This window comes from Acinetobacter sp. SM34 (assembly GCF_022012365.1).
In the GTDB taxonomy this organism is placed as follows: domain Bacteria; phylum Pseudomonadota; class Gammaproteobacteria; order Pseudomonadales; family Moraxellaceae; genus Acinetobacter.
The window spans coordinates 243,255-268,919 of sequence record NZ_JAKLTP010000002.1 but is presented as its reverse complement, the minus strand read 5'-3'; the positions used below and the strand labels follow the sequence as shown (position 1 = coordinate 268,919).

Genomic DNA, 25,665 nt, shown 5'->3' with positions numbered 1-25,665 from the left:
CATACATACAAAAAAATCTTAGGCATGCTATGCCTTTTTTTTGGTGCTGACTAGTCCAAACTGTAGACAATTGCGACAGTTCAGCATTGTAATGTAAAAAAATGCTAAGCTAACCTCAAGTTAGGTTTTTTTAAATTTTATATTGCCCATTATGTTGCATTATCAAATCGAATTTGACGATTATCGTCAACATCTGCTCCATGTCACTTTACGTTTTGTTGCTGATCCAACCCAAGTATTGTCATTGCCGACCTGGATTCCGGGAAGTTACCTGATTCGTGAATTTTCCAAGCATATTGAATCCGTCCGTGCTTATGATGAAGATGGCCGCATTTTACAAATCCAGAAATTCGAAAAGAATAAATGGCGCTTGTTTAACACCGATCATGAGCTGATTACGGTGGAATATGATGTCTATGCGTATGATTTATCTGTACGTGGTGCTTATGTCGATCAAACCCGTCTCTATGTGAATCCGGCCTGTGCATGTTTGGGACTAGAAGGGCAGGAAGATAAAGCGGTTGAAGTGGAAGTATTCTTGCCAGATGAGCTGAAAAATTTCCAATTGGCTACAGGCTTAGCTTCTAAAAGTTTAGTGAAAGGTCGGTTTACGCTTAAAGCAGAAAACTATGCCCAGTTGATTGATTCGCCATTCGAGCTGGCAGAGCAAACGCGCTTTAGCTTTGAAGCCAATGGTATTCCGCATGAATTTGTGCTGTCTGGCAAACATGCCATGAATGCCGCGCGCATGCAGCAAGACATCGAAAAAATCTGTAGCACTGAAATTTCAATGTTTGGTTCTGCGCCATTTTCCGACTATACCTTTATGACCATGGCGACAGGCAATAGTTATGGCGGTTTGGAGCATCCGAACAGTACCAGTTTAATTACCCCGCGTGATGACTTGCCGAAAGCGGATGAACCTGATGAACCGTCTGCAGATTATCAGCGTTTCTTGGGGCTATGCAGTCATGAATATTTCCATTCATGGCTGGTAAAATTTATCCGTCCTGAAAATTTCGTCAATTATGATTTAAACAAAGAAGGCTACACTTCATTATTGTGGATTTTTGAAGGTTTCACTTCGTATTATGATGATTTGATACTGCTACGTAGTGGAGTAATCTCTCAAGAATCTTATCTGAAATTATTAAAGGCACAGATAGACCGCTACTTACAAAATCCGGGACGTGCGATTCAAAGTGTTACAGATTCAAGTTTTGATGCCTGGGTTAAATTCTACCGTCAGGATGAAAACTCGAATAACGCCGGTACCAGCTACTATAACAAGGGCTGTTTAGTGGCGCTGTGTCTGGACTTAGGTTTGCGTTTACGGGGTTCAAGCCTGGATGCCTTAATGCGTAAATTGTATAAAAATGCGCAAAATGGTGTTCAAGTGCATGAGCGCACCATCTTCGAATTGTGTAATGAATTGACGGGTGATAACTGGCTAGAACAGATCAATCATTTGATCAATACCACAGATGAATTACCGCTGGATCAATTGTTCCCTGATTTTGGTCTAAGTTTTGACATTAAAAATGACAAGTCATTGCCATTTGGTTTAAAAACTGTCGATAAGCCTGAAGGTGTATTGGTTCAATCAGCACGTCGTGATGGTGCAGCTGCTCAAGCGGGATTGTCTGCCAATGATGTCATTATCGCGATTGATGGCCTGAAAGCGACAGTTAAACTTGTTGAGAAGTATGCAAACCAAGAGGGTACTTATACGGTACTTGCTTTCCGCCGTGATGAGCTGATGACTTTTGAAGTTCAGGCAGGCGGTTCTGAATTGACTGAAGTTGAGCTCAAAGTTGAAGATCAGGCCAAAGCTGAAAAGTGGTTAAAGGCTTAATTTGCATACTATTTAAACTTCATGTAAAACCGGTGTTTAGGCATCGGTTTTTTATATTTAGTTCTATTCAATTTTTTTAGATTTAAGCTAAACCTTCGGTTCGAGTTACTTTTGTTTCGTCAAAAGTAACCAAAACCATTGTCATCTGCTGAACTCGTCAAAGTACATGACTAATTTAAGGGGTCGCAGAAACTTTAATGATAAAAGTCGTCCTGCCTCAAACAGCAGCAGATGACGTTTACGTGTATCAAAATTTTGTGAGAGTTTTCAGTAGAAAATGAATAAGAAAAGTTTATTTATTGGGATTGGTGTAACGATAGTTTGGTTTTTAGGAATCACTATTTTTTGCATTTGGGCTAACTTTGGATTTGAGAAGAATGATTTAAATTCTTTAGGTGATTTTCTTGCAGGTAGCTTCGCACCCGTAGCTTTCTTTTGGCTGATTTTAGGATATGTCCAGCAGGGTAAACAGTTAGATCAAAACACCAAGGCTTTAGAACAGCAGGAAAGAGCTCTTCAGCTGCAAATTGATGAGATGAAGGAAAATGTTGAACAACAAAAAAATATTGTTTTACTTTTAAGTAAAGAAAGAGAAGAAGCCAAAACTAGGATTAAGCCACAGATTCAAATAGATAATGGCCTTTGCCAGTTAATTGAAAATGAGAGGTTTCAATTTAATTTTAATATTTCAAATATAGGTGTTGGGGAAGCACTTGAAACTATAGTGATATGTGAATCAGAATGCCAAACTATACCAAAATTGTCAGTTGATATGTCTCAAAAAATTCAACTTAGTGTGCCACTTAAGGAAAAATTTAAACGGGATTTTAATACCTTAGAATATAATTTAGAAATAGAGTACAAAGATATACTAGGTAATTCATATCATTTAGAAAAACCAATACGTATTGAAAACAATGGTCAAAATTTAAGGCATTTTAAGATTAAATTTAGCTAAATCATACTTAAGAAATTTATCAATTCCCCCGATAAATCGAATAACCATAAGGACTCAACAAAAGCGGAATATGGTAATGCTCTAAACTGCCATCAATTACAAAAACTACAGGCACTTCTGGAAAGAATGAACGCTGATTTTTTGTTTTAAACCAGTCACCGGTTTTAAAGGTAACTTTATAAATGCCTTTCTGAAGAGTGGTTTCTTTAGGATATAAGTCCGTAATCCGGCCTTCACTATTGGTTTTCGCTTCATTGAGTTTGGTCCATTTATCACCTTGTTGTGCTTCTAGTACTACGGATACATTGGAAGCAGGCAAGCCTGAATCCAGATTCAGTACATGAACACTTAAAGGATTTTGAGCAAAACTCAAAGTCGAAAAACTGGCGATCAAAATAGAAAGAATAGTTGTTTTCATCATGCTGACTTCAATTCAAATTTTAAATCGGTCTACATCATATAAAACACTTCTATTTTTGGATTGGCTATAAAAAAAGGGTGCATGGAGCACCCTTTTGTAAAAGAATATAATTAACCGCGCCCACGCCCACGACCGCGCGGAGCTTTGGTATTCGGACGTGTTGTACCATTGGTCTTACGACGTGGTTTTTCACTTTCATCCATTTGCCAGATACGTTTAGTTCCTGACTTCTTCACAGAACCGTCTTTGTTCTTGCGAACCATTGGCTTGCCACCTGTACCACCCGGTTTTTTCACATAAGAACGTGAACGGTATGGCTCTTCGGCAGGTACATCTTTAAAGTCTGGATATAATAAAGGTTCAATTTCTTTGGTTTCACCAGGCTGAAGACCCAGTTGAACTAAATCAATAGCACCAATCTTGGTACGAATTAAACGTAAAGTTGGAAAGCCTACAGCAGCAGTCATACGGCGAACCTGGCGGTTACGACCTTCACAGATTGAAATTTCAACCCAAGAGGTAGGCACAGATGCACGGAAACGAACCGGTGGATCACGATCCCATAACCATTCTGGCTGTTGCACTTTAATGGCTTTAGCTGGAAGGGTCATACCGTCTTTCAGTTCAACACCTTTACGAAGTTGTTCTAATGCTTCTTCAGTAACATCACCTTCGACTTGAACAAGATAAGTTTTAAACTTCTTGTTGGCCGGATTGGTGATATATTGGTTTAAACCGCCGTGGTCGGTTAAAAATACTAAACCTTCTGAGTCCATATCAAGACGACCCGCCAAACGCAAAGTCGGGTCATCTACGAAGTCCGCCATGGTCATGTGCGCTTCGTCTTTACGGAATTGGGAGAGGACGTCATAAGGTTTGTTGAGAATGACGATTTTCATAGGAAATAACTTCTTTAATTACATAAGACTAAAAAAGGTTAAGTTTTATTCAATGGGGAAATGTTGTTATTTCCCGTATAAATCTTAAACACAGTGGAATTCAATTAAACTATTATGCGTTAAGAAAGGATGAAAGTATTGCCTAATCGGCAAATATTTTTTATATGCGCGAGCTACAAAGGGAGAACCTATACAATGGGTTATAAGAAGATCGTTGTTCCTGTAGATGGTAGCAAAATTACCGTAAATGCAGATTTGTCACTCAATGTTCCAAACAATCCTATTATTCCTTTTATTGAAGGCGATGGTATTGGGGTGGATATTACCCCAGCAATGAAAGCAGTGGTTGATGCTGCGGTGCAAAAAGCTTACGGTGGCAAACGTTCGATCGAGTGGATGGAAGTATATTGCGGCGAAAAGGCAGATAAAATCTACGGTACTTATATGCCGGAAGAAACTTTTGAAGCACTTCGTGAGTTCGTTGTTTCTATTAAAGGTCCATTAACTACTCCCGTTGGCGGTGGTATCCGTTCTCTCAATGTAGCATTGCGTCAAGAACTGGATCTTTACGTATGTGTACGTCCAGTGCGCTGGTTTGAAGGTGTGCCTTCTCCAGTTCAACACCCAGAATTGACTGACATGACGATCTTCCGTGAAAACTCTGAAGATATCTATGCGGGTATTGAATGGAAAGCAGATTCACCAGAAGCTAAAAAAATTATCAAATTCCTGAAAGAAGAAATGGGTGTAACTAAAATCCGTTTTGAAGATAACTGTGGGATCGGTATTAAACCGGTCTCTAAAGAAGGGACTCAACGTCTGGTACGTAAAGCCATTCAATTCGCGATCGACAATGACAAGCCAAGCGTGACGCTGGTTCACAAAGGCAACATCATGAAGTACACCGAAGGTGCCTTCAAAGAATGGGGCTATGAAATCGCGCTTGAGCGTTTTGGTGGTGAACTTCTTGATGGTGGTCCATGGGTTAAAATCAAAAATCCTAAAAATGGTAAAGATATTATTATTAAAGATGTCATTGCTGATGCGTTTCTGCAACAAATCCTGATGCGTCCTGCTGATTATTCAGTCATCGCAACGCTGAACCTGAATGGCGACTATATTTCTGATGCCCTTGCTGCTGAAGTAGGTGGTATCGGGATTGCTCCTGGTGCAAACATCGGTGGTGCAATCCAGATGTACGAAGCGACTCACGGGACTGCGCCTAAATATGCTGGGCAAGACAAAGTAAACCCGGGATCAATCATCCTTTCAGCTGAAATGATGCTTCGTGACATGGGCTGGTCTGAAGCTGCCGACTTGATCATTAAGGGTATTTCTGGCGCGATTTCTGCGAAAACAGTCACTTATGACTTTGAGCGCTTAATGCCTGATGCGACTTTGTTACGTTGTTCGGAATTTGGTCAAGCGGTCATTAACAACATGGAATAAGTTTTTGATGATTTAATCATGGTCTAAAAACCCGCATTTGTAGTGGGTTTTTTTTATATGTTGGACTGAGGGAGAAAAATAAAAAAAGTAGTGATTTGGAACTATTGCTGATATTTTATGCAGTAATTACAAGGAGTATAAATATGAAAAATCATTTGGCTATAGCTGTGCTATTGGGGATTCCGTTATTTACACATGCAGGCAATGTGTATAAATGCAATCAAAATGGAGCAACGGTTTATCAGTCTAAACCATGTCCAGGGAAAACCGCGGACGCTGATTTTCAACGAGAAAACCGAGTACAAATTAAATCAAATCAAGCCTATCCACAGCCTGCAAAAAATGGAACTACAAACGAAATTCCAGATACGATGGACGGGAAAAAGAAAAGTTTAGCGATTGCTCAGGAAGCATACCGTATGACGAAAGATCGTTGAATAATCCAAACCATCTTTTCGCTTGAATCTGTAATTTTAGGGTATATAAAATCGATTATTGAGTTTGTGGTATGGGATTACGCTTCAGAGAAATAATAAAGATGAATGTTCCGATCAATAATACGATAGCTGCCAGCATAAATTGCTGATGGTAACCAATCCCAAACTTTTGCAGGGTACTAAAACTTAATCCGCCAATCAGCTGCACAGAGGCAAAAACCAGTGTTGCAATGCTCCAAAGCTTTTTATAGGCAAGACCATAAAGTTGTAAAATGGTATAAGAAGTCAAAAATACGACTGCCGGATTCAGCATGCCAGTAAAAAAGGAAGAGGCAAAAGTCAGCAGTGGACTAGCGTTTAGAGTTGCAATAAAAATTGCCAGGATATAGAGACTATAAAGAATTTTCAGGGCAGTAAAATTGCCAAATTTTCTTGCCAGTGAGTAAGCGGAAAAAGCCCCCAAAGCACTGCCCAGTCCATAAAGAATCCAGTTCACGTTGATCCAAAATAAATTCAGCCTCAGTTCATGACTAAGATAATCAATCCAGAATAATGAATGTGGAATATAGGCAAATGCACTGCAGGCATACACAATCAGCAAGCTATAAAAGAGTGTGTTGTGCGTTACTTTACTGCTGGTGGCAACGGTTTGCGCAGACAAATGGTGCTTAAATTGTTGCAGTAAAATACTCAAGCCAACACAAATAATCAGCGCAAATCCACATAAAATAAGCCAGGCTGTCTGTATGGAAATCTGATCCAGATAAGGCAAGAAAAGTGTAGCTAATAAAACTCCAAGGCCAATGCCGCTAAAGCCGATAAAATTGATTTTAAAACGATCCTGAATATCACAGCACTGCGCCACGATACTAGGCGAAAGAATCATCAATAATCCACCACTTATTCCCGAAATCACGCGCCACACGATATACCAGGCCTGCGGAAAACTTGCAAAAGCACAGCACATTAAACTGAGCATGCCGGCAATTGCGGCTATCTGAATGTATAGGGTCATGCTTTTGTTTTGAGGCAATCGCATGGCTGCAAAAGCACCAATTAAATAGCCCAATAAATTGGCACTGCCTAAAAGACTGGCAAAACCTGCACTCCAGCCGAAAGCTTCACGTGTGCCGGGTAACAGCGCGGTATAAGAGAAGCGCAAAATACCAATCCCTAAGCACATGCTTAAACATAGAAAAATACTGAGCTTGATATTGTTTGAGGACATCCATGTACTCGCAGCTATTTCGCGTTAATTCATCACAATAAATAACATGAGTGTCCAATAATGAATAGGACCAGTACGAAGAAATACTATAAAAACTTGTCTACACGCGTTATTAAGTAATATTTAAGACTACTTTTATAGCATTGTGGGATATATAACCCTTTATTTTGAAAATTGAATTTTTTCAATAAAGGCATACAATGCCGCTACTTTATTGTACTTATTTGAATTATGAATTTTTCATATCGCGCTGATATTGATGGCTTAAGGGCTATCGCTGTTTTATTGGTGATTTTTAACCATATCGGATTGTCTTTCTTTTCTGGAGGATATATTGGTGTCGATGTCTTTTTCGTGATTTCAGGTTATTTAATTACCATCATTTTAACCCACGAGATTCAGTCCAAACGATTTTCTATCGCACGATTTTACAAGAAGCGTGTGGTACGTTTAGCACCGGCTTATTTTACCGTACTCAGCGTTGTGAGCATCATTGCCTGGCAGGTCATGCTGCCTGGGGATCTGACCCAATATTTTGATAGTGTCATGTATGCCACCTTGCTGATGGCAAATATCTATATGCGCAATGAAGTGGGCGATTACTTTAGCCAGACTGCCGAAGGGATTCCTTTATTGCATTTATGGTCGCTGGGGGTAGAAGAGCAGTTTTATATTTTCTGGCCCTTGTTGTTATTGCTGTTTGTGAGAAAGACGCCCCGTAAATATATGTGGGCAATCATCACGACATTAATCATAACCTTATTACTTTATGCCCAACATAAATTGACCCAAAACGCAGAGAAGGCGTACTACAGTATGCCGGTTCGTGCCTTTGAGTTGCTTATTGGTGCATTGATTGGCTTTCTGCCACAGCTCAAACTGCCAAAAAAGATACTGCAAATTCTGGTTTGGCTAGCTTTAATCACATTGTTTGCAGCAGCAGTGTATTTTAACAAACAGACGCCATTTCCTGGAGCAATGGCCCTCATCCCGTGTCTAGCGACAGCGTTGATTATTTATCTAGGCCAATGTTCACCTTCAAGTAATGTATTATTGAGTAATCGTTTCAGTACCTGGATTGGAAGAATTTCTTATCCTTTGTATCTATGGCACTGGCCCATTATTGTGTTATTCGGCATTTATATGCGGCCATTAAACGCAGAAAATCAGGCCGTGATTGTAGTATTGTCCATTATATTGGCATTTTTAACTTATCAGCTTATTGAAAAACCCAGCAAACGTTTTGTCATGGCAGCGAATTATAAAGTGATTATCATCGGTTTTCTGGTGCCAGCCCTGAGTTTTATTGCCATTGCCAAGACCATCAATATCAATAAAGGTTTTCCAGACAGGTTTCCACAGTCTATTTATATCAAGCAAGAAGCACTGAATTCATTTGCGCATGTAATTCGAAATAAATGTATGGATATTGAGGATCCGGAAGCTTTACCGGATCAGGATGATTGTGTATTGGGCAAAGCCAAAGCTCAAATAGATTTTCTATTGCTCGGTGACTCTCATGCCAATGCTTATACCGCGATGCTGGATGTATGGGCTAAAGATGCGAATTTGCGCGGCTATGATGTCACTCAAAGTTCGACTTTTTATTTACCGGAGGTACAGCGTCTGGATGCCAATTTCAACGATTGGGAAGAGCTGAGCGAGTTTAAATTAAGAAATGAGGCCATTACTGCGTATCTTGCAAAAAACCATTATCCAACCATTATTTTAGCGGGTTCATATGTACCGTATTTTGGTCATGAAGTGAAACTTGAAGATGGCATTCATCATTCAAATGAGGAGATATTCAAAGCTGGTTTTATGAAGGCTTTGAAAATTGCTTATCAGTCCAGTGATCAAGTTATATTGTTGAATGATGTTCCTCGGCTAGATCAAGATGGGGTACCTGCCGATTGTAATCTGCGCAACGAAATTTTAAATACCGATGCCCAATGTACTGTGTCTAGAAAAAATTATGAGACACAACTGATGAAATTTAATCGAATTGTTGCCGAAGCGAAACTGAAATACCCTCACTTGAAAATCATTGACCCAACCAAGGCGATGTGTAATCAGCAAGAGTGTAAAATTATGATCAATAATGTGCCTTTATATCGAAATAAAGACACGAACCATATTAATAATCAAGGCTCTCGGCAATTGGGCATTGCATATTTAAAACAGTTTGGTAATCCGCTGAAGGATTAAAAAACAGCCATAAAAAACCGCGTTTGATAACGCGGTTTTTTATCTATCTGGGAAACTAGAAAATTAGCGCATTTTGGAAAGGAAACGACCTAAGCGGCCAATCGCTTCACGAAGTTCATTTTCGGCAGGCAAGAACACCACACGGAAATGATCTGGAGTTGGCCAGTTGAAACCGGTTCCTTGCACCAGTAACACTTTTTCGGCACGCAATAAATCGAGCATGAATTTTTCATCATCTTGAATTGGATAAATTTCAGGATCAAGACGCGGGAAGCAATACATGGCACCTTCAGGTTTTACGCAACTTACCCCTGGAATGTCATTTAACATTTCCCAGGCAATATTGCGTTGTTCATATAAGCGGCCACCCGGACGAATCAGGTCATTGATGGACTGATAGCCGCCCAAGGCTGTTTGAATGGCATATTGCGCCTGATGGTTGGCACATAAACGCATAGATGCCAACATGTCTAAGCCTTCAATATAATCCATGGCACGTGATTTATCACCGGTAATGGCCATCCAGCCTGAACGGAAGCCGGCAATACGGTAGGCTTTAGACAAGCCATTAAAAGAAATACAAAGCTGGTCACCTGCAAGTGCGGCGACCGCGACATGTTCAATGCCATCGTAAATGATTTTGTCGTAAATTTCGTCAGCAAACAAAATCAGGTCATATTTTTTTGCAAGATCAACGATTTGTTGCAATATATGGCGTGGGTAGACCGCACCGGTCGGATTGTTTGGATTGATAATCACAATACCGCGGGTATTTGGCGTGATTTTACTTTCCATATCCGCAATATCCGGATACCAGAAGTTTTCTTCATCACATTTATAGTGAATTGCGGTACCGCCAGACAGGTTGACTGCAGCTGTCCATAATGGATAGTCCGGCATTGGAACCAGCATTTCGTCACCATCATCCAGCAAGCCTTGCATCGCCATCACGATCAGTTCAGACACACCATTCCCCACATACACATCGTTGACATGCATGTTGAGAATGCCTTTTTGCTGATAATACTGGCAAATGGCTTTACGCGCAGGGAAAATCCCTTTTGAGTCGGTATAACCAACAGCATTAGGCAGGTTTAAAGCCACATCATTAATAATTTCTTGCGGTGCTTCGAAACCAAATGGGGCGGGGTTTCCGATATTCAGTTTAATAATCTTATGCCCGGCCTCTTCCATTTCGTTGGCCGCTCGTAACACAGGTCCGCGAATATCGTAGCATACATGCTCGAGCTTAGACGATTTTTTAATTTCGCGAGGGGTTTGGAAAGTGTTCGGCATTTTGATGTTCTCGGAAAGAGTGGAGGTCACTTTTGCATAACGATATAAATAACTTTTAAATGTCTCAGTTGTGACTAGATCGAGATTATGTTCATCTCTTAGTAAAGCAACAATTTTTTCATGCGTAAATCCTAGCTGTTGATACTGTTTAATCACAGGTAGTAGATTTTTAAAAATTACGCTCTTTTTTTGCGACATTTTTTAATCCTGAGCAAGAATGGTACTAAGCCTACCACTAAATTTGCTCACAAAAAAGCATTTAATAAATAAAATGCTTACTTTGTTTTTTATTTTTGCTTACTTTTTGCTTTTTTAGATATTATATGTCTTTTGTAAAATGTTAAATAAAGACTAGAATTTTTAAAATGAATCACGTAAATATAGGATTATCCTATTTTAAATAGCAAGATAGAAAGGTGCGTAATCATGGGAAAACTCAGTAAATCAGACAGAGAATGGCAAAGAGAGTTATCACCTGAAGAATTCCGTATTACACGTCAAAAGGGGACGGAGCCAGCATTTACCGGTAAGTACTGGAATACTAAGCAAACAGGAACCTATCTTTGCCGTTGTTGTGGCGAAGAATTATTCTCTTCCGAAACCAAATATGACAGCGGCAGTGGCTGGCCAAGTTTTTATCGTCCTGTAAATAGTTCAGCTGTTGAAGAACATCAGGATTCGACCCATGGTATGGTCAGAACGGAAATTGTTTGCCATCATTGTGGCGCGCATTTAGGGCATGTTTTTGAAGATGGCCCACAACCTACAGGATTGCGCTATTGCGTTAATTCAGCTTCTTTAGAATTAAAAACACAAGAAAAAAATGATGAGGAAACATATCCATGACCAACATTTATCAGTTTGAGGCTGAGTTGTTAGATGGAAAAAATAAATCATTTGCCGATTATCAGGGTAAAGTTTTATTGATCGTAAATACTGCAAGTAAATGCGGTTTTACTCCCCAGTTCGCAGGTCTTGAAAAGTTGTATGAAAAATACAAAGATCAGGGATTAGAAGTTTTGGGTTTTCCTTGTAATCAGTTTGGTGGGCAAGATCCCGGTTCTAATGAACAGATTGGTGCATTCTGTCAAAAAAATTATGGCGTGAATTTCCCGATGTTTGCCAAAGTGGATGTTAAAGGACCTGAAGCACACATCATCTTTCGCTATTTAACCAATAATAGTAAAGGGGTTTTGGGAAATGGCATTAAATGGAATTTCACTAAATTTTTAATTAATAAAAAAGGTGAAGTCATTAATCGCTATGCACCCACCACCAAGCCAGAAGATCTGGAAAGGGATATTGAAGTGGCTTTGACCAAGTAAGTTTGATAATAAAAAACATATAGGGCGATTTATGGATCGCCCTTTCTCATTTTATCTGCTGGGTTTAAGTGGATGTGAAAAAAATTATCCACTGTTGTAGCAGTGGATAATAGTTGATCTTATTGCTTATTTAACCCATTAAAGAATGGCTTTCAAACGCTGAATGGCTTGTTCACATTGTGCGATATCGGCAACCAATGCCATACGGACATGATTTTCACCTGGATTGCCTTGCTCGGTATCACGTGACAGATAACGGCCAGGCAGGACTTTAATATGGGCTTTTTCCATCAGCATTTTGGCAAAGTTTTCATCATTGTCCACTTTTAGCCAGTAATAGAAGCCTGCATCCGGTTTTTTCAGTGGCAATAAATGACCCAGCTCATTCTGGAATAATTCAAATTTGGCACGGTACAGCTTACGGTTTTCTTCCACATGCGCTTCATCATCCCAAGCGGCAATAGATGCCAGTTGATGCTGAACCGGCATGGCAGCACCATGGTAAGTACGATATTGCAAATAAGGTTTAAGCAATGCAGCATCACCTGCGACAAAACCTGAACGCATGCCCGGCAAGTTTGAACGCTTGGACAGGGAATGGAACACCACACAGTTTTTGTAATCATCACGGCCGATTTCAGCGCAGACTTCAAGCAAGCCTACAGGCGCTTGCTCAAACCAGAGTTCCGAATAGCATTCATCTGAAGCAATCACAAAGTTATATTGGTCTGAAAGTGCAATCAGTTTTTTAAATTGCTCTTTTGACAATACGGCACCGGTAGGATTGCCGGGTGTGCAGACAAACAATAATGCAGTTTTTTCCCACACTTCTGCAGGGACGGCATCAAAATCACCCAGATAATTGTTTTCTTCAGTGCAGTTAATGAAGTACGGTTTGGCACCTGCAAGCAAGGTTGCCCCTTCATAAATTTGATAGAAAGGATTCGGCATCACCACATAAGGTGCATCTTCGCGGTTGACTAAAGCCTGAACAAAAGAAAAGATGGCTTCGCGAGTACCGGATACAGGCAGAATATGGTTTTCAGCGCTAATGCTGTTGAGCTTGAAGCGACGGGTTAACCAGTTGGCAATGCTTTGACGTAGTTCAGGTAAGCCTTTGCTGTTCGGGTAAGTCGATAAATGCTTGAAGTTGTCAATAATGGCCTGTTTCACAAACTCTGGTGCAGGATGCTTTGGCTCACCAATCGATAATGGAATGAGTGGTAAATCTGCAGGTTGAATCCCCTGAAAAAGTTTATTTAACTTTTCAAAAGGATAAGGATGCAATAATGACAAACTAGAGTTCATGAAATAGGTACCGCGTAAATTTAAGTTAATGTTGGCCAGAGACAAGATTTGAGGCTTCATCCAGTGCTAACTTCAATTGAGCAGCAAAAGTTTTAGCTTCTGAATCGGACATTGGGATGCCATCTTTTTTAGTGACAAAGAAAATATCTTCTGCACGTTCACCCAAGGTCGCAATTTTAGCAGAATGGATATCTAAACCTTGCATCATAAATAAACCACCTACTTTGGCAAGTAAACCCGGATGGTCGAGCGTTGAAATTTCAACCATGTTTTGTTGAAGTGCAGCATTCAGGGTGATATCCACGGTATTTTCAATATCAAAATGGCGTAATTGGCGTGGAATACGACGTTGCATCAGACCAGGATATTTGTCCGATTGGCTTAAAGCTTTAACCAAAGCCTCAATCACGGTTTCTTCACGTTCCGGGTCGGTGAGCAAGGTGCCAAAACGGTCAAGCACCACATAGGTATCCAGGCTAAAGGCGGTTGATGCAGTAATAATCCGTGCATCTTGCACGTCCAGATTCATCCGGTCAAAAATCGCCACGGTAGTGGCAAATAAATTGGGTTGATCCTGAGTGTAAATAAAGATCTGTACCGCATCTTGTGCTGACTGACGATGGGCACGCATCAATACCAGAGGTTCCGGATTATTGCCATGTTGCAAAATGGCACGGGTATGCCAGGCAATTTCATCGGCTGATTCTTTAATGAAGTATTCATCACCGAGCTCTTGCCAGACTTTTTCTACCTCTTCGAGCGCAAAGTCATTGACCAGCATTTCACTGGCAGCAAATTTGGTGTCTTCAATCAGCATCTGATAATCCACCGGATGTCCAAGACCGGTACGAATCACATCACGCGCATGAGTATACAACTGACGCATCAAGGACGCGCGCCAGGTATTCCATAGTTTTGGATTGGTCGCGTTGATATCGGCAACGGTGAGTACATACAGATAATCCAGATGCTCCATATCCCCCAGCTTTTGGGCAAAATCTTGTACCACATCCGGATCGGAAATATCTTTTTTCTGTGCCGTCATCGACATCAGCAAATGATTTTGAATCAGCCAGGCCACCAGATTACATTCACGTTCGGTAAAGCCATGGGTTCGACAGAATGCAATTGCATCTTCTGCACCCAGCTCACTATGGTCACCACCACGACCTTTGGCGATGTCATGGAATAAAGCAGCCAGATAAACAATGTCGCGACGGCGAAGACGCTGGAACACCGAACTGACCACAGGGAAGTCTTTGGCAAACTCGGGTTCCTTAAAGCGATTCAAATTACGCAATAACAATAAGGTATGTGCATCTACGGTATAAATATGGAACAGGTCATACTGCATCAGTCCCATAATTTGACCAAATGCCGGAATATAATTGCCCAATACCCCATAACGTTTCATCGCCACCAGTGTGTTATACAGGCGATGCGGTGAACGCATGATGGCCATGAATAGCGCTTGATGTTCAGGATTATTACGGTAGTTCTGGTCAATACGTTTTGCTGCAAGAGTCAAAAGGCGTAAGGTACGGGCACGGATGCCTTCAATTTCAGGACGGTTTGCCAATAAATAGAACAGTTCTAAAATTGCACTTGGACGTTCCGAGAAGATTTTATGGTGCTGAACTGCAAGTTTGCCATCAACCAGTTTGAAGTTTGCATTAATTTCTTCAATCTTGCGTTCATAATTGGGTAAACGTGGTGTGATGACAGACTCGTTAAAATAAGCCAGCAACATTTCATTTAAGGTAGATACTTGTTGCGCGCTCCGATAATAACGCTTCATGAACTGTTCGATCGGATAATTCGGTGATTTATTTTCTTCACGTGTATAACCAAATAGGGCAGCGATATCACGTTGATAATCGAACAATAAACGGTTTTCATCACGTTTGGTCAAACGGTGCAAATGATGGCGAATCTCCCATAGAAAACTTTCAGCTTCTTCTAATACACCCAGTTCAAAATCTGAAATAAAGCCTAAATGAACCAGGTCATAAATACGGTTGACCCTGAAGTGCCGTTTGGCAATCCAGCCAATCTGGTTGATGTCACGCAGACCGCCCGGTGCGTTTTTAATATCCGGTTCCAGGTTGCTTTCGGTATTGTTGTGCTGAGCATAGCGTTTTGCCTGCTCATCCATTTTGGCATCATAAAAGGTTTTATCGGTCCAGGTTTGGGAAACAATACGGCGTGGCCATTTGGCTAAATTTGGGTTGCCCGTAATCAAACGCGACTCAATCAGCGCGGTCGCAACGGTTAAATCATTGGTGGCCTGTTCAACACATTCGAAAATGGTACGTACGCTAATGCCGGGTTTGAAATTACCAACATCCCAAAGCGAGGAGATAAAAGTGGAAATCAGTTTTTCCTGCTCGGCAGTAATATTATCTTCCGATAAAATCATGATATCCACATCAGAATAAGGCAGCATTTCCCGGCGGCCATATCCACCCACAGCAAACAGACCCAGATCGGTCTGATCAAGTTCAGCATGTTTCCAGAGAAACTTTAGGGCTTCATCAATCAGGTTGGATCGGGCCAAAATGATCTCTCGGATCGACTGTCCATTTTCAAAACTTTCCTGAAGCTGATTTTCAACATCGGTGCGCCATTGATTGATCGCCTGTATGTCATGGTTACTTTTAACGTAATTCAGCAGTGGAGAGGTATTGATCATGAACAGTGGTCCGTTAATAAGATAGCAAGTTTAGTTTTGTTTAACACTGACTAGAGATGCAGTCTCTAGTGCAAGTTCACGCGCCTGATCTGTGGTTTCAGCACGTGCAGTTGCAACCCCCATGCGACGACGTTTAAAACCTTCGGGTTTACCAAAAAGGCGTAAATCAGTGTTCGGATTTGTTAAAGCAAGATTTAAGCCAGAAAAAGACAAATTGGTATCATCAATGCCTGCATAAATGACCGCACTGGCTGCAACACTATGACGTGAAGTATTCACTGGCAGACCTAAAATGGCACGCGCATGTAATTCAAATTCGCTCTGATATTGTGATGCAAGGGTGACAAGCCCTGTATCATGCGGACGTGGAGATACTTCACTAAACCATACTTTATCGCCTTTGACAAACAGTTCCACACCGAAAATACCGCAGCCCCCTAAAGCTGTTGTGACTTTATGGGCAATGCGTTTAGCTTCTTCTAAAGCCGCCGGAGTCATGGCTTGCGGCTGCCAGCTTTCTACATAATCGCCAGAATCTTGACGATGTCCGATCGCGTCACAGTAGTGGGTTTCAATTTCACCTGTTTCGGCATTTTTGGCACGTACTGTCAGTAAGGTAATTTCAAAGTCGAAATCAATTTGCGATTCAACAATGACTTTACCCTGATTAACCCGGCCGCCAGTTTGCGCATATTCCCAGGCAGCATCGACTTCATCAAAACTTTTAACCCGTGATTGGCCCTTACCTGAAGAGGACATTACCGGTTTAACAAAGTTTGGATAGCCAATGTCATCACAGGCAGCACGGAAAGATTCTAAAGAGTCGGCAAAGCGGTAGGCAGAAGTCGGTAAGCCAAGTTCTTCAGCAGCCAGACGACGAATGCCTTCACGGTTCATGGTGAGGTTGACTGCTTTGGCAGAGGGAATCACGGTGGCAATATTTTGTTGTTCGATATCGACTAAAACTTGAGTCGCAATAGCTTCAATTTCAGGAACAATCAGATTGGGTTTAATTTTTTCAATCAGTTGTTTGAGTTCTTCGGCATCTGCCATGTTTAAAGTATAAGAATAATGGGCCACTTGCATGGCAGGGGCATGATCATAACGATCCGCAGCATGAACTTCTACACCTAGGCGTTGTAAGGAAATCACAACTTCTTTACCTAATTCTCCCGAACCCAATAATAAAACTTTAAAAGCAGAAGACTGAAGTGGAGTACCAATGGTCACGCTCATGTAAATCATCCATGCTTGATTTTATGGACTTTTAGCATAGCAGAACTGGTTTAAGAGTTAAGGTTTCGTTCACATAAATTAATGATATTGTCCAACAATTTTATTTATAAGTTATCTCTATTTTTAATTCACTCTAAGTCTCCCCTTTAAAAAGGAGAGACTTTTAAAATACTTAGAAGGAAACCGGCAGATAAGTATAAATCAATCCGTACGCAAGCGCTGCAGTTAAGGTCGCCGGGACAATTTTCTTAAACTTAAAATACAGACCCGCCAGGGTGAGAAAACCGACCAGCATGGCAAAACTTTTATTCGGACTTTCCATCAGTGGCGGTAGGGTAGCAACCACCAGCATGGAACTGATTGCAGCAATACCGATACTGCCTAAAGCAATCTTGATCCAGACTGCACCGCGTTTTTGTGAATTCTGACGGCTTTTTTGAATGAGATAAAATGGCCCAAAACGCGAGGCAAAATTGGCAATCCCGACAATGATCCCGACCAGAATAATTTCAAGATTCATGCGCCTCTCCAAATTCATCATCATATTGTTTTAAAACATAGTGTTTAAATAGGCCAGCCAGAATACCGGAGAAAATCCCGATAAAAATCGCAGCCGATAAATTAATGAAATAGCAGGCAATAGCGGATACCACTAAACAGACCGCGACAATAAAGCTATGCTTTTTCTCAAAGGCAGCAAGCAGGAAACTCAGGAATAACGCGGGCAGCAAGAAATCCAGAGCGGCCTGTAAAAACTGAGGTAAGGTACTGACCTGATCGGCAAATAATCCACCTAAAAATGAACCTAAGGCCCAGGACATCCAGCTAAACAGGCTTAAGCCCAGCATCCAGGATTCTGACCATTCCTGACGCCGTTGCGAAAGTTTAATCATCCCCGAAGCAAAGACTTCATCGGTTAAACCCCAAGCCCAGACAGCAGTTTTCTTTAAATTCAATTTGTCCTGGATCAGATTTTGTAAAGCTGGCCCGTAAAGCACGTGCCGAATATCTAAAGCAATCACGGTGAGGGCAGTCATCCAGATGGATGTGCCACTGCCCAGTAAAGCTACGACTAAAAACTGACTGGCGCCGGCATACATGGAACAGGATAAAAACAGCGCTTCCCAAGAGCTAAAGCCAAATTGGCTGGCCGAAACACCGAAAGCAAATGAAACAGGAAGATAAGTAAAAATAATGGCTTGGCTGTCTTTAGCACCTTGCCAAAAGCCAGCAGCTTGAACTGGAGGAATTTTGTGCTCAGACACGACACACCTTTGCGGGAGAGTTGAACAACGGGTCAAATGATGATTGAGTATTGTACTCGAATTCACTAGCATAGTGCCGAATTGTTTATCTGGGTGAGCCTGATATGTTGATGTTGAAGACACGTGGAATGCTGATTGTTTCTTTATTATGCAGTAGTGTTTTGCTGCAGGCTTGTGGAAATGATGGCAATAAAACTGAAAAAGCTGAAATTAAACCCGCACCTAAACTGACCAATGATGCAACCACTTATGCCAATGAAGCGTGGAAATTCATTAATCGGGTGGATGGTCTGGTGTATGCAAAAAAAGTTGATGCCTTGGAAGAGCAGGTCCGTAAACCGGCACGCAAGCTGAGTACAGATTGGCGCATTAATGTCAAAATGACTGATTCCGTAACTGAAGGGAAATATGCTTTATGCCGTAAGGCATTGACCAGTCTGGAAATTTGGGCACGTGAAACCATGGATCAATCCAGTTCAGTGGCGCAGAAACAGGCAGATTACGAGCGTGATAAGCAGCAATGTAAAGATGCAATCGATAACCCGGTACTTGGAAATACTGATCCGAAAAAAATCGGCTCTTAGAATGGAAATCAAAACGAGGCTTATGCCTCGTTTTTTATGTACTCTACTTTTTAAAATATACTTTTACTTATAGTTTTAAGGGATGAATAAGATAATAAAACGATAATATGATAAATATATAAAATTATCATTAAATGATAATTTGTGTATAATAATAACAATTTAATATATTATTATTTTGATAAAAATCTAAATAATTTCTACTTAGTTGCTGATTAGGAGTAAAAGATATGTTTAATAAAGTGTTTTTTTCAATAAGTATGACTATCGCAATCAGCACTTTTAGTCAGCTAGCGACTGCATCAGCACAAGTACAGGCTGTTCAATCTTCCTCAGAGAGCGAACATGAAGTTGCAGCATGCACCAATGGTTTTGATGATGTGAATGTGTGTCAGTTACTTTCATAAGATCTTATCTGTTCAACCTGCGAATGATCAGACAAGTCACTTCATTTGTTCTGGTTGGCGGTAAATATTTAAAGCTTAATCCTTACTTAATCTGTTGATCAACCAGTATTTTTACTTCAGTTGCCTGGAAAAGCATGGCCAATGCGATGCAGTTCCGCCAAGTTTAAAATTTCAATTTTCTTAAAAGATAGACGCAAAATATTTTGCTGTTCTAAAGCTTGCAGTTCCTGATTGATGGTTTGTCTGGAACAGGTCAGCATTTGCGCCAGCTGTTCTTGCGATAAATGAATAATGTTTTTTTCAATGCTTAAATGATTGCCATATCCATTTAAAATAAACAGCAAGCGTTGTGCCAAGCGCTGGGTCATGTTTTGGGTTTGGATTGAAATTAGCTCTAAAAAAGCAAAGCGTAGTTTTTGACTGGTGAGTTGCGCAATGTGATACCAAAAAACTGGATGTTGTTGCAGCAGAAATTGTAGCGCGGTACTCGGTATATGCAGAATCAGGCTTTTTTGCGTGGCAATGGCATCATGGGAACGCGGCTTGGCATCGACCAGAGAGATTTCACCAAACCACATAATCGGTTCTACAATGGCAGCAACTGCGGCTTTGCCATGAATATCAATATAGCCTAAGCGAACTGCACCTTCTAGAACGGCATAGATGCCATTAAATAAATCCCCAGCATGAAAGATGGTTTGTTCCTTGTCGAAATGCAGCTGCACAGCACTGTTCACAATAAAGTCCTTAAACAGTACAGGCAATTGGGTGAACCAGACATTTTGTTCTAAATGATCGATATAAATGGTCTCGAGCACGTTAATTCCTTTTTTTATTTGAGTTGTCGGCTAACTGACAACTTGTCCCTGGATTTTTTTATATAGTAGAACAATAAGTGGAGCAAGGAAGAATAACATGACCAAATTAGAACAGCTGTTAAGCCAGTATGCAGCTTATCACCTCGATCAAAAGAATATTTTTACCCATTTTATTGGCATTCCGCTGATTGTTTTTTCCATCGTCTGTTTGACTGCACGCGCAGGTATACTGTTTGCAGGCTTTGAACTGACCCTTGCCTTATTATTAATGATAGCAAGTTGCATCTATTATTTCATTCTGGACCGCATTTTCGGGATTGTAATGCTGGTCATTTTTGCGCTTATCTATCCATTAGCCTACCAGATTGCACAAATGCAAATGGCGAGCTGGTTCAGCTTGAGTATCGGCATTTTCGTGGTGGGCTGGCTGTTTCAATTTGTTGGTCACTACTATGAAAAGAAAAAGCCGGCATTTTTTGATGATGTGATTGGTCTGGCGATCGGCCCTTTATTTGTGTTGGCAGAATTTGTGTTCTTGTTGGGATTGCGCAAAGATTTACAGCAAAGAATGGTAGTTGAGGCACGCAAACAACGTGCTGAAATGGATGCCAAGATTGTGAATATTAATTAACTTAAAAGCTTCAAGATAAAAAAGCCGGTTTATTAAACCGGCTTTTTTTAGCAATTATGGTTTTGGTTTGCTCATCTCGGTATTGGCTTTGTTCATATCCATTTTTGCTTTGTTCATTTCAGTGTTGGCTTTGTGCATATCTTTTTCTGCCGGTTTGATCATATTGCTATGTTCTTTTGCAGCATGTGCTTTGCTTTTTTCATGCTGCGTAGCAGCATGTTTTTTGGCTTCTTTTGTAGTAACACATGTGCCGCCTTTATGATTTGGACCTGTACCACCCGTCATGGTCATGCCTTTAGGGCAAGCAAATGCAGTGGCACTAAGCATTGTGAAGATCGCTGCGGTAAAAATTGTGCTGAGTTTTTTCATTGCTATTATTCTTTGAAAACAGGCATCAGTACCTGTATGTAAAATAGGCAAATTTTATTCACAATTGAGTTGTAGAATCGTTGCTGAAAAGCAATAAGTTACAGTGAAATTGTTGGTGTTTTTTGGGTTTTAAGCAGGTTTTAAGTTTGAGCTGCTGAAACTTAAACAATAGACCAGATAAAATAGCCTAAGGCCTAAGTTTAATGAGAAAAATAACCGAGTATATCTCGATGTGTAAATCGTCTATGCTGTTTTAATGCGCTTTGATGATTGGACACAGGACTAATTCTCCAGACAAACCATCGTCAGACCAAGTAGTAATAATTTAAAGATTTACCCATGATCTAGCCTGCTTGTTCTGAAGCGGGTACTGATATTGGCTATTGAAAAAGTACATTAAATCTAACGATCAATTCACATGCTATACCGATCTTACTGAAAGATGAGCATTCAGCTGATTGAGACAATAAAAAACCCCAATAATGGGGCTTTTTTATTAAATCACGAATTAAACATTAAAACGGAAGTGCAGAACGTCACCGTCCTGAACCACGTAAGTTTTACCTTCCAGACGCCATTTACCAGCTTCTTTCGCACCGGCTTCGCCGTTGTATTGAACGAAGTCATCATAAGCAATACATTCAGCACGGATAAAGCCTTTTTCAAAGTCAGTGTGGATCACACCGGCTGCTTGTGGTGCAGTTGCACCTACTTTCACAGTCCAGGCACGAACTTCCTGTACACCTGCGGTGAAGTAAGTTTGTAAGCCAAGCAAGCTGTAACCGGCACGAATCACGATATTCAGACCTGGTTCTTCCATACCCATAGCTTCCAGGAATTCAGCACGGTCTTCATCTTCAAGCAATGAAATTTCAGCTTCAATCTGGTTGCAAAGCGGAACCACAATCGCATTTTCTTCGGCAGCCAATTTTTTAACCGCTTCTAGATGCGGGTTATTTTCAAAACCATCTTCAGCCACGTTGGCAATGTACATGGTTGGTTTTAAAGTCATTAAACCAAAACCACGAACCAGTTTACGTTCATCATCATCAAGATCGGCTGCACGTGCAGGTTTGCCTTCATCTAGCAAAGGCAAGATTTTGTCTAAAACAGTTTTAGTGGCAACGGCTTCTTTGTCGCCACTTTTAGCTGATTTTGCTAAACGTGTTACTGCTTTGGTTACAGTTTCCAAATCAGCAAGGGCAAGTTCAGTATTGATGGTTGCAATATCATCCAACGGGTCGATTTTACCATTCACGTGAATGACATTTTCATCTTCAAAACAACGCACTACATGCGCAATGGCATCGGTTTCACGGATATTCGCAAGGAACTGGTTACCCAGGCCTTCACCTTTAGAGGCACCAGCCACAAGACCGGCAATATCCACAAATTCCATGGTGGTTGCAAGCACACGTTGTGGTTTAACGATTTCCGCAAGTTTGTCCATGCGTAGGTCAGGTACAGGAACGATACCGGTGTTCGGTTCGATGGTGCAGAACGGGAAGTTTTCTGCAGCAATGGCAGCTTTAGTCAATGCATTGAAAAGTGTAGATTTACCAACGTTCGGCAAGCCGACAATACCGCAATTAAAACCCATGAAAAGACTCACAACGTGTTATATAAAAATTGCCGATGATTTTACATGAAAGCCATGACAAAGTCAGGTCATGGCTAGATGGTTTGTTGAAAACTCCTAAAATCGGACAGCTTAAATTTTACGTTTATCCAGCTGACTGGAGATTGAATCGCCCGCGGCCTGAACCAGCATCACAAGAATCACCAGTACCACAATCACGGCGAGCATGATTTGCATATCAAAACGCTGATAACCATATCGATAGGCAATATCGCCCAAACCGCCTGCGCCAATGGCACCGGCAATGGCGGATGAGTTGATCATAGTCACCAAAGTCACGGTAAAGCCTGCCACAATTCCGGGCAGTGCTTCAGGTAACAGTACATGCCAGATAATCTGTTTACGATTACAGCCAATCGCTTGTGCCGCTTCAATCAGCCCTTGATCTACTTCGCGTAAACTGACTTCGGCAATACGGGCAAAGAAAGGGGTGGCCGCCAAGGTTAAAGGCACTACCGCGGCCCATACGCCGTAACTGGTGCCAACAATCCAGCGGGTGAGTGGAATGAGCGCTACCATTAAAATTAAAAACGGGACCGAACGGGTAATGTTGACCACCCAGCCCAAGCCCTGGTTGATGCTTTTAGAGGGATAAATACCGTGTTCGGCAGTACTGACTAAAATCACAGCGATAGGCAAGCCAATGATAAAGGCAACAATGGCGGACACACCGACCATCAGCAAAGTATCAATTGTTCCGGTCAGTAATAAATCAATGAGCTGGTCGTGCATAGCCAATGACCTCAATCTGTGCAATGTATTGTTTTAATTTTTGTTGAAGTAAGCCGGTGTTAATATTCAGATCAGGAACAGCTACAATAAAACTTCCGACCAGATGCTTCTGGATAGTATCAACATGGCTCTGATATAAATGTACCGGCGTTTCAAACTGATCAAAAATAAGTTTCAGATCAGGTGAATGTTGAACATCGGAGGCATAGCGCAGTTTTAAAATGCTATGTGAACTTTCAGAAATCACATTCGGGCTGATGGCAAAAGGTAAATCCAGCTGTTCCAGATTTAGCAATTCTTGGGTAATTTCTTGCTGTGGATTGGAAAACACCGACCAGACTTCGCCAGATTCGACAATTTCACCATGTTCAATGACCACCACCTGATCGCAGATTTCACGAATCACCTGCATTTCATGGGTGATCAGCACAATGGTAATACCCAGTTTCTGATTGATTTCTTTCAGTAATGACAAAACCACTGAAGTACTTTCCGGGTCTAGGGCCGAAGTTGCTTCATCACATAGCAAAATTTCCGGATGATGCACCAAAGCACGGGCAATGCCGACACGTTGTTTCTGGCCGCCAGATAACTGTGAAGGGTAGTGCTGTGCCTTTTCACTTAAACCGACCAGTTGCAGCACTTCATTCACACGTGCATCAATGTCTGATTTTTTATAATTGGCGACCTTTAAAGGTAGGGCAACATTTTCCCAAACCGTTTTCGCTGACATTAAATTAAAGTGCTGAAAAATCATGCCAATGCGCTGACGCAACTGGATCAGTTTGGCATGTTTCAATTCTGCCAGATCCTGCTGATGAATATGGATATGACCTTCACTGATTTGCTCCAAACCATTTAAGGTGCGTATCAGTGAAGATTTACCGGCACCACTTTTCCCGATAATGCCAAAGATTTTACCTTCAGGAATATCTAGATTAATGTCTTTTAAGGCATGAACCGAGTTACCCTGAACATCATAATATTTGTTCAGATTTCGGATTTTGATGTGCGGGACAGAGAAGTCCACCTGAGAACCAAAACTCACCATCGTTTTCTCCTTATTTCCAGCCAGGGAACCACATGTTCTTACCAAAATCTTTGTCTAAAATATTTTGAACTTGTGATGAGTTTTGAAAGGCGTGAATGAATTTTTCTAACTTTTGATTTTTGTCTTGATAATCTTTACGCGTAACAAAAAGGATGGCGTATTTCTTATCAATTGGATCTAAAAACAAAGCACTGTGTGGATCGGCTTTTTTAGCCATATTTAAATAATGGGGGAAACCAAAAATCAGATCCGCATCGTCATATGCAAGTGCTGTTTGAGGACCTTCAACTTCTAAAAATTTGAGTTGTTTCGGATTCGCCACAATATCTTGCAGGGTTGACAGTTCATTGTTGCTGTCTTTGATTTGGATCAGACCTGCACGATGCAACAAAATCAATGCACGAGCCGAGTTAACAGGGTCACTTGGAATAACCACACGTGCATTTTGTGGCAAGGCATCTAAAGATTTATATTGCTTGGAATATAAACCTACATGGCTGCCACTTCCTATGCCGAAAGCATGTAAGTCGTAATTGGTTTGTTTAATCGCATTCTTTAAAAACACGCTTTGCTGAAAAAAGTTGGCATCAATATCACCGTTTTGTACTGCCACATTGGGTGCCTGCCAATCTGAAAATTCAACCAGTTTGACATGAATGCCATCTTTCTCTACTTCTTTTGCAACTGTCTGTAATAGTTCTGCATAGGGTGGGCTAATACCAATCGTCAGGACATTATCCTGTTGCTGGTTTTGCTCATAACGATAGGCAAACAATCCTGCAATGACTACAACTATAGTGAGGCCAATCAGCAGATTTTTAATATTAAGCTTGGAAATTTGAGACATTGTTTAAACC

25 protein-coding genes are annotated in these 25,665 nt (G+C 41.0%); 10 read left to right on the top strand and 15 right to left on the bottom strand.

The window, feature by feature from the left end:
- The first annotated feature begins 151 nt into the window (after positions 1-151).
- Both LZZ98_RS03040 and LZZ98_RS03035 read left to right on the top strand, forming a co-directional pair.
- The gene (locus LZZ98_RS03040) at positions 152-1,855 is read left to right on the top strand and encodes a M61 family metallopeptidase (RefSeq protein WP_237786584.1); all 1,704 of its coding nucleotides are present in this window, start codon (positions 152-154) and stop codon (positions 1,853-1,855) included.
- A gap of 277 nt (positions 1,856-2,132) precedes the next feature.
- Positions 2,133-2,813: a hypothetical protein gene (locus tag LZZ98_RS03035; RefSeq protein WP_237786583.1), complete on the top strand. Its 681-nt coding sequence runs from the start codon at positions 2,133-2,135 to the stop codon at positions 2,811-2,813.
- 19 nt (positions 2,814-2,832) lie between these two features.
- Here LZZ98_RS03035 and uraH read toward each other — a convergent pair whose 3' ends face one another.
- Together uraH and LZZ98_RS03025 are read right to left on the bottom strand one after the other, a co-directional pair.
- Entirely contained in the window at positions 2,833-3,234 is a 402-nt protein-coding gene (gene uraH / locus LZZ98_RS03030) for a hydroxyisourate hydrolase (RefSeq protein ID WP_442862680.1), read from the bottom strand.
- 110 nt (positions 3,235-3,344) lie between these two features.
- Positions 3,345-4,133, bottom strand: coding sequence for an rRNA large subunit pseudouridine synthase E (locus LZZ98_RS03025; protein WP_237786582.1), 789 nt, complete (start codon positions 4,131-4,133; stop codon positions 3,345-3,347).
- Positions 4,134-4,328: 195 nt separating this feature from the next.
- On the opposite strand from LZZ98_RS03025, the gene icd reads away from it, so the two are divergent.
- The gene (gene icd / locus LZZ98_RS03020; RefSeq protein WP_237786581.1) at positions 4,329-5,582 is read left to right on the top strand and encodes an NADP-dependent isocitrate dehydrogenase; all 1,254 of its coding nucleotides are present in this window, start codon (positions 4,329-4,331) and stop codon (positions 5,580-5,582) included.
- A gap of 143 nt (positions 5,583-5,725) precedes the next feature.
- Positions 5,726-6,019, top strand: coding sequence for a hypothetical protein (locus tag LZZ98_RS03015; protein WP_237786580.1), 294 nt, complete (start codon positions 5,726-5,728; stop codon positions 6,017-6,019).
- 55 nt (positions 6,020-6,074) lie between these two features.
- On the opposite strand, the gene LZZ98_RS03010 is transcribed toward LZZ98_RS03015, so the two are convergent.
- A complete protein-coding gene (locus LZZ98_RS03010) occupies positions 6,075-7,247 on the bottom strand; it encodes a YbfB/YjiJ family MFS transporter (protein ID WP_237786579.1) in 1,173 nt (390 codons plus the stop codon).
- A gap of 231 nt (positions 7,248-7,478) precedes the next feature.
- Here LZZ98_RS03010 and LZZ98_RS03005 point away from each other — a divergent pair, with 231 nt between their 5' ends.
- Entirely contained in the window at positions 7,479-9,455 is a 1,977-nt protein-coding gene (locus LZZ98_RS03005) for an acyltransferase family protein (protein ID WP_237786578.1), read from the top strand.
- Positions 9,456-9,518: 63 nt separating this feature from the next.
- Here LZZ98_RS03005 and LZZ98_RS03000 read toward each other — a convergent pair whose 3' ends face one another.
- Positions 9,519-10,949 (bottom strand): pyridoxal phosphate-dependent aminotransferase, encoded by a 1,431-nt coding sequence (locus LZZ98_RS03000; RefSeq protein ID WP_237786577.1) that lies wholly within the window; start codon positions 10,947-10,949, stop codon positions 9,519-9,521.
- 228 nt (positions 10,950-11,177) lie between these two features.
- Between LZZ98_RS03000 and msrB the strand changes: the two genes are divergently transcribed.
- Both msrB and LZZ98_RS02990 read left to right on the top strand, forming a co-directional pair.
- A complete protein-coding gene (gene msrB, locus LZZ98_RS02995) occupies positions 11,178-11,597 on the top strand; it encodes a peptide-methionine (R)-S-oxide reductase MsrB (RefSeq protein ID WP_086175922.1) in 420 nt (139 codons plus the stop codon).
- Positions 11,594-12,076: a glutathione peroxidase gene (locus LZZ98_RS02990; protein ID WP_237786576.1), complete on the top strand. Its 483-nt coding sequence runs from the start codon at positions 11,594-11,596 to the stop codon at positions 12,074-12,076. The genes msrB and LZZ98_RS02990 overlap by 4 nt, the downstream gene beginning before the upstream one ends.
- Positions 12,077-12,214: 138 nt before the next feature.
- On the opposite strand, the gene dapC is transcribed toward LZZ98_RS02990, so the two are convergent.
- The 5 genes from dapC to LZZ98_RS02965 form a co-directional block, all read right to left on the bottom strand.
- Complete coding sequence (gene dapC / locus LZZ98_RS02985; RefSeq protein WP_237786598.1) at positions 12,215-13,384, bottom strand: succinyldiaminopimelate transaminase; 1,170 nt, start codon at positions 13,382-13,384, stop codon at positions 12,215-12,217.
- 25 nt (positions 13,385-13,409) lie between these two features.
- Positions 13,410-16,076 carry a [protein-PII] uridylyltransferase gene (gene glnD / locus LZZ98_RS02980; protein ID WP_237786575.1) on the bottom strand — a complete coding sequence of 889 codons (2,667 nt, stop codon included), beginning with the start codon at positions 16,074-16,076 and terminating at the stop codon, positions 13,410-13,412.
- 30 nt (positions 16,077-16,106) lie between these two features.
- Positions 16,107-17,321, bottom strand: a complete 1,215-nt coding sequence (purT, locus tag LZZ98_RS02975; RefSeq protein WP_237786574.1) for a formate-dependent phosphoribosylglycinamide formyltransferase — start codon at positions 17,319-17,321, stop codon at positions 16,107-16,109.
- Positions 17,322-17,484: 163 nt separating this feature from the next.
- Positions 17,485-17,832: an L-valine transporter subunit YgaH gene (ygaH, locus tag LZZ98_RS02970; RefSeq protein ID WP_086175917.1), complete on the bottom strand. Its 348-nt coding sequence runs from the start codon at positions 17,830-17,832 to the stop codon at positions 17,485-17,487.
- Positions 17,822-18,577 (bottom strand): AzlC family ABC transporter permease, encoded by a 756-nt coding sequence (locus LZZ98_RS02965; protein WP_237786573.1) that lies wholly within the window; start codon positions 18,575-18,577, stop codon positions 17,822-17,824. Before LZZ98_RS02965 ends, ygaH begins: the two co-directional genes overlap by 11 nt.
- 104 nt (positions 18,578-18,681) lie before the next feature.
- Here LZZ98_RS02965 and LZZ98_RS02960 point away from each other — a divergent pair, with 104 nt between their 5' ends.
- Both LZZ98_RS02960 and LZZ98_RS02955 read left to right on the top strand, forming a co-directional pair.
- On the top strand, positions 18,682-19,161 hold the full coding sequence (locus LZZ98_RS02960) for a hypothetical protein (protein WP_237786572.1): 480 nt from the start codon (positions 18,682-18,684) through the stop codon (positions 19,159-19,161).
- Positions 19,162-19,421: 260 nt separating this feature from the next.
- Positions 19,422-19,568: a hypothetical protein gene (locus LZZ98_RS02955; protein ID WP_237786571.1), complete on the top strand. Its 147-nt coding sequence runs from the start codon at positions 19,422-19,424 to the stop codon at positions 19,566-19,568.
- A 116-nt stretch (positions 19,569-19,684) separates the two neighbouring features.
- On the opposite strand, the gene LZZ98_RS02950 is transcribed toward LZZ98_RS02955, so the two are convergent.
- Complete coding sequence (locus tag LZZ98_RS02950; protein WP_237786570.1) at positions 19,685-20,386, bottom strand: Crp/Fnr family transcriptional regulator; 702 nt, start codon at positions 20,384-20,386, stop codon at positions 19,685-19,687.
- A 97-nt stretch (positions 20,387-20,483) separates the two neighbouring features.
- Between LZZ98_RS02950 and LZZ98_RS02945 the strand changes: the two genes are divergently transcribed.
- Complete coding sequence (locus LZZ98_RS02945) at positions 20,484-21,017, top strand: Mpo1 family 2-hydroxy fatty acid dioxygenase (RefSeq protein WP_237786569.1); 534 nt, start codon at positions 20,484-20,486, stop codon at positions 21,015-21,017.
- A gap of 54 nt (positions 21,018-21,071) precedes the next feature.
- Here LZZ98_RS02945 and LZZ98_RS02940 read toward each other — a convergent pair whose 3' ends face one another.
- From LZZ98_RS02940 to LZZ98_RS02920, 5 genes are all read right to left on the bottom strand, one after another.
- Entirely contained in the window at positions 21,072-21,386 is a 315-nt protein-coding gene (locus LZZ98_RS02940) for a hypothetical protein (RefSeq protein WP_237786568.1), read from the bottom strand.
- A 508-nt stretch (positions 21,387-21,894) separates the two neighbouring features.
- Complete coding sequence (gene ychF, locus LZZ98_RS02935) at positions 21,895-22,986, bottom strand: redox-regulated ATPase YchF (protein WP_237786567.1); 1,092 nt, start codon at positions 22,984-22,986, stop codon at positions 21,895-21,897.
- A gap of 111 nt (positions 22,987-23,097) precedes the next feature.
- Positions 23,098-23,757, bottom strand: a complete 660-nt coding sequence (locus tag LZZ98_RS02930) for a methionine ABC transporter permease (RefSeq protein ID WP_237786566.1) — start codon at positions 23,755-23,757, stop codon at positions 23,098-23,100.
- A complete protein-coding gene (locus LZZ98_RS02925) occupies positions 23,738-24,808 on the bottom strand; it encodes a methionine ABC transporter ATP-binding protein (protein ID WP_237786565.1) in 1,071 nt (356 codons plus the stop codon). Before LZZ98_RS02925 ends, LZZ98_RS02930 begins: the two co-directional genes overlap by 20 nt.
- A gap of 10 nt (positions 24,809-24,818) precedes the next feature.
- A complete protein-coding gene (locus LZZ98_RS02920; protein WP_237786564.1) occupies positions 24,819-25,655 on the bottom strand; it encodes a MetQ/NlpA family ABC transporter substrate-binding protein in 837 nt (278 codons plus the stop codon).
- Positions 25,656-25,665 lie beyond the last annotated feature (10 nt).

Coding starts and splice junctions, on each gene's coding strand:
- LZZ98_RS03040 (WP_237786584.1), top strand. CDS start 152: ATGTTGCATTATCAAATCGAATTTGACGATTATCGTCAACATCTGCTC.
- LZZ98_RS03035 (WP_237786583.1), top strand. CDS start 2,133: ATGAATAAGAAAAGTTTATTTATTGGGATTGGTGTAACGATAGTTTGG.
- uraH (WP_442862680.1), bottom strand. CDS start 3,234: ATGATGAAAACAACTATTCTTTCTATTTTGATCGCCAGTTTTTCGACT.
- LZZ98_RS03025 (WP_237786582.1), bottom strand. CDS start 4,133: ATGAAAATCGTCATTCTCAACAAACCTTATGACGTCCTCTCCCAATTC.
- icd (WP_237786581.1), top strand. CDS start 4,329: ATGGGTTATAAGAAGATCGTTGTTCCTGTAGATGGTAGCAAAATTACC.
- LZZ98_RS03015 (WP_237786580.1), top strand. CDS start 5,726: ATGAAAAATCATTTGGCTATAGCTGTGCTATTGGGGATTCCGTTATTT.
- LZZ98_RS03010 (WP_237786579.1), bottom strand. CDS start 7,247: ATGTCCTCAAACAATATCAAGCTCAGTATTTTTCTATGTTTAAGCATG.
- LZZ98_RS03005 (WP_237786578.1), top strand. CDS start 7,479: ATGAATTTTTCATATCGCGCTGATATTGATGGCTTAAGGGCTATCGCT.
- LZZ98_RS03000 (WP_237786577.1), bottom strand. CDS start 10,949: ATGTCGCAAAAAAAGAGCGTAATTTTTAAAAATCTACTACCTGTGATT.
- msrB (WP_086175922.1), top strand. CDS start 11,178: ATGGGAAAACTCAGTAAATCAGACAGAGAATGGCAAAGAGAGTTATCA.
- LZZ98_RS02990 (WP_237786576.1), top strand. CDS start 11,594: ATGACCAACATTTATCAGTTTGAGGCTGAGTTGTTAGATGGAAAAAAT.
- dapC (WP_237786598.1), bottom strand. CDS start 13,384: ATGAACTCTAGTTTGTCATTATTGCATCCTTATCCTTTTGAAAAGTTA.
- glnD (WP_237786575.1), bottom strand. CDS start 16,076: ATGATCAATACCTCTCCACTGCTGAATTACGTTAAAAGTAACCATGAC.
- purT (WP_237786574.1), bottom strand. CDS start 17,321: ATGATTTACATGAGCGTGACCATTGGTACTCCACTTCAGTCTTCTGCT.
- ygaH (WP_086175917.1), bottom strand. CDS start 17,832: ATGAATCTTGAAATTATTCTGGTCGGGATCATTGTCGGGATTGCCAAT.
- LZZ98_RS02960 (WP_237786572.1), top strand. CDS start 18,682: ATGTTGATGTTGAAGACACGTGGAATGCTGATTGTTTCTTTATTATGC.
- LZZ98_RS02955 (WP_237786571.1), top strand. CDS start 19,422: ATGACTATCGCAATCAGCACTTTTAGTCAGCTAGCGACTGCATCAGCA.
- LZZ98_RS02945 (WP_237786569.1), top strand. CDS start 20,484: ATGACCAAATTAGAACAGCTGTTAAGCCAGTATGCAGCTTATCACCTC.
- LZZ98_RS02940 (WP_237786568.1), bottom strand. CDS start 21,386: ATGAAAAAACTCAGCACAATTTTTACCGCAGCGATCTTCACAATGCTT.
- ychF (WP_237786567.1), bottom strand. CDS start 22,986: ATGGGTTTTAATTGCGGTATTGTCGGCTTGCCGAACGTTGGTAAATCT.
- LZZ98_RS02930 (WP_237786566.1), bottom strand. CDS start 23,757: ATGCACGACCAGCTCATTGATTTATTACTGACCGGAACAATTGATACT.
- LZZ98_RS02925 (WP_237786565.1), bottom strand. CDS start 24,808: ATGGTGAGTTTTGGTTCTCAGGTGGACTTCTCTGTCCCGCACATCAAA.
- LZZ98_RS02920 (WP_237786564.1), bottom strand. CDS start 25,655: ATGTCTCAAATTTCCAAGCTTAATATTAAAAATCTGCTGATTGGCCTC.